This is a genomic window from Neolewinella marina, assembly GCF_002631205.1.
Taxonomy (GTDB): Bacteria; Bacteroidota; Bacteroidia; order Chitinophagales; family Saprospiraceae; genus Neolewinella; species Neolewinella marina.
In genome coordinates, this window is the sequence record NZ_PDLO01000002.1 from 362,400 (window position 1) to 376,626 (window position 14,227).

Genomic DNA, 14,227 nt, shown 5'->3' on the forward strand with positions numbered 1-14,227 from the left:
GGCCGGGGGTTACCCGCCTAACAGTCCAGCCACCAGGAATCCGAGATAGGTACCCAATCCATTCCCTAACGCTCCCACCAGAATCCCCGGCAAGTAGAGGTCCATCCGGTCCAGGCTCTTGGCCAGGGCCAGGGCGGAGGAGGAGCCACCGATGTTGGCCTGGGAGGCGACGGCTGCTACGTCGGGGTCAATATTGAAGAGGAAGGCCGCCGCCCCGATAATGAGTCCGTGGACTCCTACGGTCACCACGACGAGCACCAGTAATCGCCAGGCGAGATCGCCAATTTGCCCCAGGGCGGCCAGCTCGCAAAATGCCCCGATCACGGCCAGGAAGAGGTAGACCATAAACAGGCCCAGCAATTGCCCGCCCGCCAGCCGGTGGGCCCAGGGAATCTGGGCCAGTACCAGGGCAATGCTGGTCAGGATCAGAATGGAGGGGACGGTATACCCGATCGCCGCGAACTGGCCCGCCGCCCGGTCCGCGATGAAGAGTGCCCCGAAGCCCATGGCCAGCAGCAGGCCCAGGGAGACGATGCCGATGGATTCGGTCTCCCGCTCGACGTGAACGGTGGCCCCGGCATTCGCGGTCTTGACCCGGGACCCGCGGCCGCGCCGCAACAGCATAGGTACCGCCAGGGTAACGACCATCCAGACCGCGGTGATGATGTTGTCCACGGCCGTCATGCCCGCGTAAAGGACGCCCTCCCGCATCATGTCGTAGTGGATGGCCACGGCGTTGAAGTTGACGCTGCCCCCGGTGTAGGTACCGGTGAACATGCCGGCGATGGCCGGGTAAAGGCCCCCAAAGTGAGTGTGGCCGTCAATGACGTACATCCCGGCGATCACCCCGACCGCCGTGGCCAGACTGCCCACCACGAAGAGTCCCAGCATGGCCGTACCCGCCCGGCGTACGCTGGCCAGGTTGACGTCCAGCAGGAGGTAAAAGATCGCCAGCGGGGCGAGGTAGCGGAAAATGCCGGAATAGACCACCGACCCCTGGGAAGCGGAGGGGATGAAGCCCAGATTAGCCCAGACGGCCACTACAATGATAACCACCAGGGCGGTACCCAGGTGGCGCAGGAAGGTGTGACGGGCCAGCCACTCGGAAACCACCACGCTGCCGCAAAGTATCGCCAGCAGCAGCAAGGGGTCCGTAATCATGGAGGGGGGTGCTGGGGGTTACGACTAGGAACGCAGGATCTTGGCCTTTTCCCGGCGGAAGGCGTCTTCGGAGAGGATGCCGTCTTCCTTGAGTTTGGCCAGCCGCTCAATGCGGGTGATTAGGTCGTCGCTGAGCTCCAGGGTATCCGGTGGCACGGGGTTCGCGGCGGCGGGTTCGGCAGGCGACGTGGCCGGAATGCGGTAGCCGTTCGACTTGAAGGCCTGGTAGTCGGGCGTCGAGCGCAGGAAGGCCAGGTGGTCGTGCTTTTCGATCTCGTCGAAGTCGTAGTAGCCGTGCTCAAGGGCCTGGCTGAGGTGGTAAAGGGCCGTATCGGTATCCTCGTGGATGGAGTACAGGCAGGCCATCTTGAAATGGACGTCGGCCTGTCGGGGATCAACGTTGAGCGAGCGGCGGTAATCCTGGATGGCCCCCTCGAAATCGTAGTCGGCGTACTTGCGGTCGGCGCTCACCTGGAAGGGATCCTTCTTTTCCCGGCGCGGTTCCTCGGCGTAGGCCGTGCGGGGTGGCGGCTGGGGTGGCGACGACTGGTAGTGATGGTGGTGGTGGTACTGCTGCTGCTGTTGCTGGGCGTGCTGCATGGCCCAGTACTCGGTGTTGTACTTGCGGTTGAACTTGTCTTCATCCTGGGTGAGGAAGACGATCCCGTCGATCATGGCGATGATGGTGGGGATGAACGTCCAGACGAACAGCAGGTAAAGAATCCCCAATCCTTTCTGACCGAGGTAGAAGCGGTGCACGCCCAGTCCGCCGAAGACCAGGGCGAAAATTCCGGCGGTGGTTTTACTTTTCATACGGTGAAGGTCGCAAGCCAAACAAGATAACACAAATCGGCGGTTCAGGCTTTCGACCTGCGTAGGAGGGCGAAGCCTGAAGGGCGGCAATCGCTCTACCGACGGAAGGGTGTTGCGGCCGGCTTCAGTTACCTTGCGCCCACCCCGGCAGCCAGCGGGGGCTAAACCCGAGTTACCATGCTGACCACCCAGACTACCCACCGCGTTCGCTACGCAGAGACCGACCAGATGGGCTACCTGTACCACGGCCACTACGCCCTGCTCTACGAGATCGGCCGGGTGGAGATGCTGCGGGACGTGGGCCGCAGCTACGCCGAACTGGAGGGCAAGCACGGCATCATGATGCCGGTGATGAGCATGAACCAGCGCTTCATCCGCCCGGCGCGCTACGACGAGGTGCTCACCATTACCACCAGCCTGCGCCACGTTCCCGACCGCACCATTACCTTCCACTTCGAGATCCACAACGAAAACGGTAAATTGGTGAACGGGGGGTCCATCAAACTGTGTTTCGTCGATGTAGAGACCGAGCGCACGGTACCCGCTCCGGAATACCTTCTGCAGGTCATACGGCCCCATTTTGAGCAAGAAAAAAATTGACACCTCGGCCTTCAAGCGGTTCTTCACCGAGCACCCGGTAGTTATCGGGATAAAGAAGTATGCCCGGGAAAACAGCTTCATCGGCTTCCACGGCGTACCGATCTACGACGTGGTCGTCTTCGTGATCCACGAGGCCACCCGCGACGATCTCTTTACCCGCGCCAACAGCGTGGCCTTCAGCATTTTTCTTTCGCTCTTTCCCTCCATCCTCACCCTGTTCACCCTGGTGCCCTTCGTGCTGGACGTGCTCACCATCTGGTTCCCCGCCCTGGAGAACTTCAACATGACGCTGTACGAGGAGATCAAGCGGGTGATGCCCGGACAGGCGGGCGACATCGTCTTCGGCTTCGTGCAGGAGATCACCAACTCGCCGAAGGTGGGCCTGCTCAGTTTCGGTTTCCTGCTGGCCATCTTCTTTTCCAGTAACGGCATGCTCTCCCTCATGCAGGCCTTCGAGAAGAGCTACGTCAAGGTATTCCGGCAGCGGGGTTTCCTGCGCAAGCGGATGGTGGCCGTGGGCCTGACCTTCCTGGTGGGCATCTTCATCATTGCCAGCGTGGTACTGGTGATCCTGGGCGACAGCATCGTGGGGTGGATCGACTTCTATACCTCCATGGGGGGCTTCACCCGCTTCCTGATCAACGCCGTGCGGTGGACGACCATGCTGGCCCTCTACTACATCATCATCGGTACCCTATACCGCTACGGGGCGGCCACCATCAAGCGCTTCAGCTACGTGAGCCCCGGGGTGACGCTGGCCACCATTCTGAGTCTGGCAACCTCGGTGGCCTTCAGCTTCTACATCGACGGCTTCAACCGCTACGATACCTACGCCAAGTTCTACGGCTCCATCGCTACCATCATCATCGTGATGCTCTGGCTGCAACTCAACGCCCTGATCCTCATCATCGGTTTTGAGCTGAACGCGGCGATCGCCGTTCACCGCGATTTGACGCTGGTGGAGGAGGAATAGGCCAGAAGAATAGAATTACAGCATTGGAGAATGAGTGAATAGCGGCCGCTTCCGACCTCAGACGAACCTGAGTGTACTACAGGGGCGGGTGCGCGGGTGCCAATTCACTAATTCACTAATTCACTAATTCACTCCTTCACTACCGCAGCACTCTCCTCCAACCAACCAGGGCGGTGAATTGTATATCTTTGCCGCTTGCTTTTGACTTCCATTTCCCGGGCGGAACGGCCGGGCCCTTCACCCCAAGCATTATGACGCGACCCTCCCTTTCCCAACGCTTCGCCGAACGCATCCTGGTACTCGACGGCGCCATGGGCAGCCTCATCCAGGGATACGGACTGACGGAGGCCGACTACCGCCACGGCCACTTCGAGGACCACCCCAGCGACCTGAAGGGGAACCACGACCTGCTGGTGCTCACCCGCCCGGACGTGATCGAGGAGATCCACCGCCAGTACCTGGAAGCCGGCGCAGACCTCATCGAGACCAACACCTTCAGCGGCACCAGCATCGCCCAGGCCGACTACGGTACCCAGGACGTTATTTACGAGCTCAACAAGGCCGCCGCCGAGGTAGCCCGCCGGGCCGCCGACGCCTTTTCCACCCCGGAAAAGCCCCGTTACGTGGCCGGCGCCGTAGGGCCCACCAACCGGACCCTGAGCATCTCTCCCGACGTGAACGACCCCGGCTACCGGGCCATCACCTTCACGGAACTGGCCGCGGCCTACCAGACCCAGATCGAGGGACTGGTGGACGGCGGGGTCGACTGCATCCTCATCGAAACCATCTTCGATACCCTGAACGCCAAGGCGGCCCTCTTCGCCCTCCAGGAAGTGCGGGATACCCGGGACATCGAACTGCCGGTGATCATCTCCGGCACCATCACCGACGCCAGCGGCCGTACCCTTTCCGGACAAACGGTAGAGGCGTTCTACATCAGCGTGGCCCACGCCAATCCGCTATGCATCGGACTGAACTGTGCCCTCGGCGCCAAGGAAATGCGAACCCACCTGGCTTCCCTCTCCAAGATCGCGGAGTGCTACGTCCACGCCTACCCCAATGCCGGCCTGCCCAACGAAATGGGGGAGTACGACCAGGACGCGGCCGAGATGCGGGAGTACATCCGCGAATTCGCCGCCAGCGGCCTCGTCAACATGATCGGTGGCTGCTGCGGCACCACCCCGGCCCACATTGCGGCCATGGCCCGGGCAGTGGATGCCCTGCCCCCCCGCCCCATCCCGGAACCTGTGTCCAACACCCGCCTCAGCGGACTGGAACCCCTGGAAATCCGGGAGGAAACGAACTTCGTCAACGTGGGTGAGCGGACCAACGTGACCGGCTCCCGAAAATTCGCCCGCCTGATCAAGCAGGGCGACTTCCCCACCGCCCTCGACGTGGCCCGCGACCAGGTGGAAGGCGGCGCCCAGATCATCGACGTGAACATGGACGAGGGCCTGCTCGACAGCCAGGAGGCCATGCAGACTTTCCTGAACCTGATGATGGCCGAGCCCGACATCGCCAAGCTGCCCGTCATGATCGACTCCTCCAAATGGGAAGTCATCGAGGCTGGCCTGCGCTGCGTGCAGGGCAAGTGCGTGGTCAACTCCATCAGCATGAAGGAAGGGGAAGCCGAATTCCTCCGCCAGGCCCGACTGGTGAAGCGCTACGGCGCCGCGGCCGTGGTCATGGCCTTCGACGAGCAGGGGCAGGCCGACACCATCGACCGCAAGGTTGACATCTGCGTGCGGGCCTACAAGCTACTCACCGAGCAGGCCAAATTCCCCCCCCAGGACATCATCTTCGACCCCAACATCTTCGCTGTGGCCACCGGCATCGAGGAGCACAACAACTACGGCGTCGACTACATCGAGGCCACCCGCCGCATCAAGCAGCTCTGCCCCGGCGCCAAGGTGAGCGGGGGCGTCTCGAACGTCAGCTTCTCCTTCCGCGGCAACGACGTGGTGCGCGAGGCCATGCACTCGGCCTTCCTCTACCACGCCATCCGCGCCGGTATGGACATGGGCATCGTGAACGCCGGCCTGATCGAGGTCTACGAAAACATCCCCACCGACCTGCTCGAGCGGGTGGAGGACGTCATCCTGAACCGCCGCAACGACGCCACCGACCGCCTCATGGAATTCGCCGAGGGACTGAAGGAGGTCGGCGGCCGTACCGTGCAGCGCGACCTCGGCTGGCGGGAGAGCACCGTCGAGGAGCGCCTCCGCCACAGCCTGGTGCGCGGCATCACGGAGTACATCATCTCCGACACTGAGGAGGCCCGGCTGAAGTACCCCCGCCCCCTCCACGTGATCGAGGGGCCGCTGATGGACGGCATGAACGTGGTCGGCGACCTCTTCGGCGCCGGCAAGATGTTCCTCCCCCAGGTCGTCAAGAGCGCCCGGGTAATGAAACAGGCCGTGGCCTACCTCCAGCCCTTCATTGAGGCGGAGCGCGAAGCTCTGGGCGCGGACGCGGGTGCCGAGGCCGACCACAAGGGCCGGGTACTCCTGGCTACCGTCAAGGGCGACGTCCACGACATCGGCAAGAACATCGTCGGCGTGGTGCTGGCCTGCAACAACTACCAGATTCACGACCTCGGCGTGATGGTCCCGGCCAACAAGATCCTCGACGAAGCCGTAAGGCTGAAGGTGGACGTGATTGGTCTTTCCGGCCTGATCACTCCCTCCCTGGACGAAATGGTGAACGTAGCCACGGAGATGGAACGCCGCGGCATGAAGCTCCCCCTCCTCATCGGCGGGGCCACCACCAGCAAGACCCACACCGCCCTGAAGGTGGAACCCGCGTACAGCGGCCCCACCGTCCACGTCCTCGACGCCAGCCGGGCCGTGACGGTGGTCAGTGAACTGCTGAACTCCGAACCCGGCGGCCGCGAGCGCTACCACGAAAGCATCCGCGCCGACTACGAGCGGGTGCGGGTGCAGCGGGCCAACAAGCAGTCGAACAAGAAGACGCTGTCCATCGCCGAGGCCCGCAAGAATGGTCTCAAACTCGACTGGGAGAACTATACCCCCCCGGCTCCTACCTTCACCGGCACCAAGGTGCTCGACGACGTGGACCTGAATGAGCTGGTTGACTTTATCGACTGGACGCCCTTCTTCAGCAGCTGGGGGCTGGCCGGGAAGTACCCCGATATCCTCACCGATGAGGTGGTAGGCGAGCAGGCCACCCAGCTCTACCGCGAAGCCCGGCAAATGCTCGACCGCCTCGTGGCCGAAAAGTGGCTGCAGGCCCGGGCGGTCTTCGGTTTCTTCCCCGCGGAGGCCGACGTCGCCACCGATACCATCCGCCTGCAGGCCGACAACCGCCGCTACGAGCTGTACCAACTGCGGCAGCAGAGCAAAAAGGCCGCGGGCCTACCCAACCAGGCCCTGACCGACTACGTAGCCCCCGCCGGCAGCGGCAAGCAGGACTACCTCGGTGCCTTCGCCGTAACCGCTGGAATCGGGATCGAAGAACACGTGCGCCGTTTCGAGGAAGCCCACGACGACTACAGCGCCATCATGCTCAAGGCACTGGCCGACCGCCTTGCCGAAGCCCTCGCCGAAGCCCTCCACCAGTGGGTCCGCCGCGACTACTGGGGCTACGCCCGCGACGAGGCCCTCGACAACGAAGCGCTGATCGCCGAGCGGTACCAGGGCATCCGGCCCGCCCCCGGCTACCCGGCCTGCCCGGAACACACCGAAAAGGCCAAGTTGTGGGAGCTGCTCGACGTGGAGAACGCCATCGGCATGCAGTTAACCGAGAGCTTTGCCATGTACCCCACCTCGAGCGTGAGCGGCTGGTACTACAGTCACCCGGAATCCAAATACTTCACCGTCCGGGGCATCCAGCCCGACCAGGCACGCGACTACGCCGAGCGGAAAAACTGGGACCCCGCGACGGCCGATCGCTGGCTGGGGCCCATCCGCGGATAAGTCGCAAACAAGCAATACGCCCACGTGCGCGGTACCGGGAAAAGGAACTAACTTACGGAGGTGTTACCCCACCTCCCGATGCTGAGAACCCTCCCATTGCTGTTGCTGCTGGCCCTGGCACCCGCGCTCCGCGCCCAGGTGGTGCTCACCGACGCCTACTTCCCGATAGCCGGCGACACCCTGAGGTACAGCGCAACGGAGAACGTGGGGGGACTGAACCTGCTCACCCCCGGTGCCGCCCGGCAGTGGGACTTCGGAACCCTCGCCGCCGAGGCCGAAGCCAATCAGGTAATCACCGCCGTAGCCGGCGATCCTGTGTTCTCTACCGCCAGCCTTTCCGTAAATCTGGACTCCACCACCCTGGGCTACTACCGGGTATCCGGCGGGGCCTATTCCCTGGTGGGGCTCCGCGGGGTGCTGCCCGTACTGCCGGGTTACACTTTCGAAGCCCCGGTAGACCCGGCCCGCCCCGAACGCCGTGCGCCGCTGGCCTATCAGGATGCCTTCACGACCAACACCACCAATACCCTGACGGTAGCCGCCGACAGCCTGCCGGCCGAAGCCATTGCCGAACTGGGGAGCGCCCTCAACGGCGTGGACTCCATCCGCATTACCTCGATAAGCCAACGGGAAGACGTGGTGGACGCCTACGGCTCCCTGACCCTCAACGGACAGACCTACGAGGTGCTGCGGGAGCGCCGCACCGAAACGCTGAACAACCGCATCGCCGTCAAGATCGGTGCCCTGCCCTTTACCGACGTAACTACCCTGGTGGCTCCGGCGGTCCCGGAATTCTCGGAATTCTTCGGTCAGCAGCCCCCGCGGACCACCTACTACTTCTGGGCCCAGTCCGAGAAGGAAACCATTGCCACCGTCACCCTCGACGAAGCGGGTAAGCCAAAGGGTATGACCTTCATCCGCAGCGACGCGACCAGCTCCATCCGCGATCCCTTCCAGCGGCAGGCCCGCATCACCCTCTACCCCAACCCCGCTAGCCGCTCAGCGACCTTCGACCTGGAAGGGCTGGATGCCGGCACCTACACCCTGAGGGTCGTCAACGTACTCGGCAGGCAGGTTGCCCGTCAGCAATTCTCGCCCACCGGCCACGCCGCCCGCGTAGAACTCGACGTAAGCCGCCTGCCACGGGGCACCTACCTCTACAGCATCACCAACGAGCGTGGCCGCACCCTGACCACCCAGCGGCTGCTGGTGGGAGGCTAACGGTCGAGGCTGCGCCGTAGCGCCTGTATATCCAGGATGACGGCGTCTACTGTTTTGCCTTCACGGAGGGGGCTATTCTTGTCTGCCAAATTACCACCCTGCCTTCGGAGGTTGCCGTACCTTTCCCTTATGGAAGCGATCATCCAGTACTTCGAGACCATACCCAGCAGTCACCGCACCCTCATCCTGGTGGGTGGCCTCACGCTGTTCTGGCTAGTGGAAAGCGCCGTTCCCCTCTTCACCGCGGAGTACAAAAGGTGGCGTCACGCCGGCATCAACCTATTCTTTACCCTGACCACGGTGGTCGTCAACTTCCTGCTGGCCTTTATCCTCGTTAGGGGCAGCCAGTGGGCGGTGGCGGAGCAGTTCGGGTTGCTGCAGTGGCTGAACCTGCCGGCCTGGGCGATGGTGGTGGCCGGGCTGCCCCTGCTGGACCTGCTGGGGGCCTACCTTCCCCACTGGGTACAGCACCGGGTGCCCGTACTCTGGAAATTTCACCTCATCCACCATACCGACCAGAACGTGGATACCACCACCGCCAACCGTCACCATCCGGGGGAAAGCGTCGTCCGCTTCGCCTTCACCACCCTGGGCGTCGTGGTACTCGGGGCACCGATCTGGCTGGTTTTCCTTTATCAGAGCCTGAGCGTCATTGGCAGTCAATTCACCCACGCCAACATCACCCTGCCCCGCCCCGTGGACCGCGTCATGCGCTACATCTTCGTGACGCCCGACATGCACCGTGTTCACCACCACTACGTCCTCCCCTATACGGACAGCAACTACAGCAACATTTTCAGTTTCTGGGACCGCCTATTCGGCACGTATCTCGAGCTGGACCATCGTGACATCCGTTACGGCGTCGATACCCACATGGAGGAAGAGCACCATCAGAGTATTCGCCGGATGCTGGGGATTCCTTTTGAGCGGCGGTAGTTGTTTAGTACGGTAGTTCTTTAGTACAGTAGTCCTATGGTCGGTAGTGATTTGGTGCTTCTCTATGATCCAGCTTTTTAGTCGGCAGGGATCGGAGCTTTGGCTGTTTAGAAGTCCAGATCATCATATGTGGATGCACAGACTATATATCGAACCGGGGCAATAGTGTATTGATATACAAATGGGTGTCGAAATGCCGGACGAATGTACCGCCGGACTATGGTACTACTGAAGTATGGTACTACCGTACTGTTCTACTACCGTACTGTTGCAATGATGCACTGCCCTAAAGGACTAAAGAACGAATCGCCTAAAAAACTACCGCACCACCTTCCCGGTACTCAGATTCACCATCTTGCCCCCCTTTTCGCTTACGTAGCGCTGGATGATGCGGGCCGTATCGGGATAGGTGACCGTCCGCTTGACGCTGTCGATGGCCATGGCGATGTCGTGGGCGCATTCCTTGTCGATGAAGCCGAAGCCCTGGTATTTTCCTTCTTCCACCAGGATGACGGAGGCCTCGTCGTGGGAACGGCCGCAGTCGAAGAGCAGGAAGTCGTCGTCGAAGACGGAGCGCAGGTGGAGGCGGGCTTCTTCGGCGCGCAGGTTGTATTCTCCGGGATCTTCCTCGCCGGCACAGCCGCCGCGACACTGCTTGAGGTGGTAGTGGAAGCAGGCCGACTTGCTGGGGTAGATGTTGGTGAAGGCGCTGCAGAGCTCCAGGTGCTTGCGCACGAAGTTGAGGCGGCCCTTGGCGCGACTGATCGAGGGGTACTCGCTGATGATGTCCAGTTCCTTGCGGGCCTGGGCCGTGTTGCGGATGACGTCGAAGCAGCGGAAGCCCCGCTCGTTCACGTAGCTGTGGATGGCATGGCTGAAGCGCTGTCCCCGCTGGGCGCGGTTGATGCGTGGCTGGAGGCGCTTGATTTCCTCGCTTTCGAGCAGGAGAGCCACCAGTTCGCTGCCGGTGATCTCGTAGGTAATGTCGGCCACCTTCTCGGCAATGCGGCTGCCCTTGGTGGTATGGTCGTTGAAGTGCTGGGCAATCCGCTTGCGGATGTTGGTGCTCTTGCCCACGTACACCACGTCGCCGTTCGCGTCGTGGAAGTAGTAGACCCCGGTTTCCTCGGGCAGTTCCATGATCTGCTCCAGCTTGATCTGCTTGGGCAGGCGGGTTTCCTTGATGCCGTGGTTGATGAGTTGCTGGGCTTCGGCGGCGCAGTCCTCCCCGGCCAGGCAGCGCTCGAGCAGTTCGGTGGTGGCCTGGGCGTCGGCCAGGGCGCGGTGGCGGGCGTCGACCTGGAAGCCGAAGTGGCGGATCAGGTTGCCCAGGCTGTAGCTCGGCAGCCCGGGGAAGCACTTGCGGGCCAGCCGCACCGTGCACAGCTGGCGGCGGGAGAAGGTGTAGCCGAGGCGACCGAACTCCGCCCGCAGGAAGCCGTAGTCGAATTTGGCGTTGTGGGCCACGAAGATGCGCCCCTCGGTGAGTTCTACGATCCGCTTGGCGACTTCGTAGAATTTGGGCTGGCCGGCCACCATTTCCTGGGTAATTCCGGTGAGCTCGACGATGCCCGCCGGTATGTACTGCTCCGGGTCGATCAGGGTCTCGTATGTTTCTGTTACCTTTTCGCCGTCGTAGACCACAATCCCGATTTCGGTGATGCGGGAACGGGAGGCCCGCCCACCCGTCGTTTCGATGTCTACGATCGCGTATTCTCTCTTACTCATAGCTCCGGTCCGCCTCCTGCGGCGGTCTTCAATGCACTGTAATGGCCAAGGTATACCTTATTATTTGTTTAGCCCTTACGCTTACCGCAAATTGTTTTAAATCCGGCGCGTCCGCAGGTGCCGTGGAAAGCCGCAATGAGCCGGCCGACGTAGCGGCCCAAACCCAGCAAAACCGGGATTCCGAGACTTCCCCGGCACCCGCGTACCCCGCCGCCTACCAACCGGAATCCTACCTGCCCCTGCTGGAGGGCAAAAAGCTGGGCTTGGTCGTCAACCAGACATCCATGGTGGGCACCACCCACCTGGTCGATACCCTGCTGGCGCTGGGGATGGACGTCCACCGCATCTTCGCTCCCGAACACGGTTTCCGCGGGGAAGCCGACGCCGGAGCGACCATCACCGACGGGGTGGACAACCGTACCGGGCTCGTGATCCGCTCCCTGTACGGCCGCAACAAGAAACCCTCCGAGGCCGACCTGGCTGACCTGGACCTCATCGTCTTCGACATCCAGGACGTGGGGGTACGCTTCTACACCTACATCTCCACCCTACACTACGTGATGGAGGCCGCCGCCGAGGTGGGTAAGCCGGTGGTGATCCTCGACCGCCCCAACCCGAACGGCCACTACGTGGACGGGCCGATCCGCAAGCCGGGCTTCGAGAGCTTCGTGGGCCTCGACCCCATCCCCGTGGTGCACGGGCTCACCGTGGGCGAATACGGCCGCATGGTCAACGGGGAAGGCTGGCTAGGCAACGGCCTGAAGTGCGACCTGACGGTGGTGCCCTGCCGCGACTACACCCACGAGTCGGTGTACGAACTGCCCGTGCCCCCCTCCCCCAACCTGCCCAACCAGCGCAGCATCTACCTCTATCCCAGCCTGTGCTTCTTCGAGGGTACGGCGCTGAGCGTGGGTCGCGGTACCAACCGACAGTTCCAGGTCTACGGCCACCCGCGGCTTTCGGGACCAGATACCTTCACCCCCCGCCCGGGCCCCGGCGCCGCCGACCCCAAGCTCAACGGGGAGACCTGCCGCGGCCACGACCTCAGCGACCGGCCGGCGGAGGAATTCCGCAAGTACCAACTCGACCTGGCGCCCCTGCTGGCTACCCACCGGGAGCTGACCGGCAAGGGCGTGGAATTTTTCAGCCGCGCCGAATTCTTTGACCTGCTGGCGGGCACCGATGCCCTACGCAAACAGATTGAGGCCGGCAAGACCGAAGCGGAGATCCGCCAGGAATGGGTGGGCGAACTGGCCGCCTACCGGACGATGCGGGAGAAGTATCTGCTGTACCCTTAGGGGGGCTGGTCCAGGGTTTAGTGGTCGGACGACTTAGTGGTCCGACCGGTTAGTCGTCGGACCACTAAGTCGTCCGACCACTTTCCATTGGACCACTAAGTCGTCCAACGAATTTTCATTGGACCAACTCACGCCACCCCGCGTCAGTGTATCTTTGCCCCAGCGTCTCCCCCACCGTTGGTGGTACGCCAATTTCCCCCAATGAGCCGAATGGCCACCCTGGCGTCCCTGGCCGACATCCTGCTGGATGACGCCACCGGACCCGACCTCCTTCACGATACCCTCGACCGTTACCGCGACCTGCTGCTTTCCGCCTCCGGACTCGACCTCGGCGACGAAGACAGCCTCCACCCCTACGATACCGGCCACGGCATGGCCATCGGGGCGACCTGGGCCGCGCTGTGCATCGACGACGAACTGCGCACCCAGCGCTTCGTGGCGGGCCTCCATCTGGCCGTCAGCGAACGGCTGGCGCAGCATCCGGGCCCGGTACACGTCCTCTACGCCGGCACCGGCCCCTTCGCTACCCTGGCGCTGCCCTTGATGACCCGCTTTACGCCGGAGCAACTGCAGTTCACCTTCCTGGAAATCAATACGGTAAGCTACCGGGCCGTCCGCCAACTGCTGCGCGAACTGGATCTGGAAGCCTATGTCCAGCGGGTGGTCCAGACCGACGCCTCCACCTACGCAGTGGAGCCCACCCCCGCGATCGACATCCTGCTCACCGAGACCATGCAGTACAGCTTGATCGACGAGATGCAAGTGTCCATTGCCCTGAACCTGCTGGCCCAGCTCCCCCCGACAGCCCTGATGGTGCCCGAGCGCATCGAGCTGCGGCTCGGCCTCTTGGAGGAAACGCCCCGCCAATCCCTGCTCGAGGACCTCGGCGAATTGCTGGTCATCGACCGGGCAAGTCTGAAAGCCTACGTGCGCCAGGCGGATTCTACGGACTTCCCGACCGTGCGGTTATCGATACCCGCGGAGGGCGGACTGCTGGCCATCCGTACCGGAATCACCACCTACGGGCCCTACAACCTGGCCGACTACGAGAGCGGACTGACCAATCCGGACATTATCGGCCGCTTCCCGGACGAAGAAGGTACCCCCGAGTACCTCGACTTCACCTACCAGCTCGACCCCACCCCCTTTCTGCGGATGCGGTATCCTGAAGCTACGCCGGCAGTTTCGCCCGCCACGTAAGGTATCCACCGACCGCCAGCAGCAGAGTACCGAGGATTATTAGTAGTCCTTCCTCACCGAAGGGATGATAATCCTCGGTAAAGCAGACCGCCGCGGCGAAGAAAAAGATGCCCGGCAGGCAGCTCAGCCGCTTCTCCACCGCTTCGCCCGCCGTGGAGCGCCAGGCAACGTACCCCCCGAGGGCGATCAACCCCAGGGCCAGGGGCAGCACCACCGCCTCCCAACCGGGGGGATACCAGGGAGCGTACAGCACGACCACGACCAAAATAACCAGGGTAAAGGACGTCAGGGTGGAAGAGGTATTCGGCGTTGACATGGGCGATCTGTAGGTATTGGAAGGATTGGGGCAAGTTAGGACCGAG

General features: G+C 62.6%; 11 protein-coding genes. 7 read left to right on the top strand and 4 right to left on the bottom strand.

The window, feature by feature from the left end:
* Positions 1-9 precede the first annotated feature (9 nt).
* On the bottom strand, positions 10-1,161 hold the full coding sequence (locus tag CGL56_RS06925) for a DUF819 family protein (RefSeq protein WP_099105800.1): 1,152 nt from the start codon (positions 1,159-1,161) through the stop codon (positions 10-12).
* Positions 1,162-1,185: 24 nt separating this feature from the next.
* On the bottom strand, positions 1,186-1,974 hold the full coding sequence (locus tag CGL56_RS06930; RefSeq protein WP_099105801.1) for an NINE protein: 789 nt from the start codon (positions 1,972-1,974) through the stop codon (positions 1,186-1,188).
* A gap of 177 nt (positions 1,975-2,151) precedes the next feature.
* Here CGL56_RS06930 and CGL56_RS06935 point away from each other — a divergent pair, with 177 nt between their 5' ends.
* The 5 genes from CGL56_RS06935 (at position 2,152) to CGL56_RS06955 (ending at position 9,639) form a co-directional block, all read left to right on the top strand.
* A complete protein-coding gene (locus CGL56_RS06935) occupies positions 2,152-2,574 on the top strand; it encodes an acyl-CoA thioesterase (protein WP_099105802.1) in 423 nt (140 codons plus the stop codon).
* Entirely contained in the window at positions 2,555-3,547 is a 993-nt protein-coding gene (locus CGL56_RS06940) for a YihY/virulence factor BrkB family protein (RefSeq protein WP_099105803.1), read from the top strand. The genes CGL56_RS06935 and CGL56_RS06940 overlap by 20 nt, the downstream gene beginning before the upstream one ends.
* Positions 3,548-3,798: 251 nt before the next feature.
* Positions 3,799-7,482 carry a methionine synthase gene (gene metH, locus CGL56_RS06945; protein WP_099105804.1) on the top strand — a complete coding sequence of 1,228 codons (3,684 nt, stop codon included), beginning with the start codon at positions 3,799-3,801 and terminating at the stop codon, positions 7,480-7,482.
* Positions 7,483-7,560: 78 nt separating this feature from the next.
* Entirely contained in the window at positions 7,561-8,703 is a 1,143-nt protein-coding gene (locus CGL56_RS06950; RefSeq protein WP_099105805.1) for a T9SS type A sorting domain-containing protein, read from the top strand.
* A 129-nt stretch (positions 8,704-8,832) separates the two neighbouring features.
* Positions 8,833-9,639 (top strand): sterol desaturase family protein, encoded by an 807-nt coding sequence (locus CGL56_RS06955; RefSeq protein WP_099105806.1) that lies wholly within the window; start codon positions 8,833-8,835, stop codon positions 9,637-9,639.
* Between the two features lie 318 nt (positions 9,640-9,957).
* Here CGL56_RS06955 and CGL56_RS06960 read toward each other — a convergent pair whose 3' ends face one another.
* Entirely contained in the window at positions 9,958-11,367 is a 1,410-nt protein-coding gene (locus tag CGL56_RS06960) for an exonuclease domain-containing protein (protein WP_099105807.1), read from the bottom strand.
* A gap of 122 nt (positions 11,368-11,489) precedes the next feature.
* Between CGL56_RS06960 and CGL56_RS06965 the strand changes: the two genes are divergently transcribed.
* Together CGL56_RS06965 and CGL56_RS06970 are read left to right on the top strand one after the other, a co-directional pair.
* Positions 11,490-12,665, top strand: a complete 1,176-nt coding sequence (locus tag CGL56_RS06965) for an exo-beta-N-acetylmuramidase NamZ family protein (protein ID WP_209280330.1) — start codon at positions 11,490-11,492, stop codon at positions 12,663-12,665.
* Positions 12,666-12,866: 201 nt separating this feature from the next.
* The gene (locus CGL56_RS06970; protein WP_143470643.1) at positions 12,867-13,865 is read left to right on the top strand and encodes a YqcI/YcgG family protein; all 999 of its coding nucleotides are present in this window, start codon (positions 12,867-12,869) and stop codon (positions 13,863-13,865) included.
* On the opposite strand, the gene CGL56_RS06975 is transcribed toward CGL56_RS06970, so the two are convergent.
* Positions 13,837-14,181, bottom strand: coding sequence for a hypothetical protein (locus CGL56_RS06975; protein WP_099105810.1), 345 nt, complete (start codon positions 14,179-14,181; stop codon positions 13,837-13,839). The genes CGL56_RS06970 and CGL56_RS06975 overlap by 29 nt on opposite strands.
* Between the last annotated feature and the right edge of the window lie 46 nt (positions 14,182-14,227).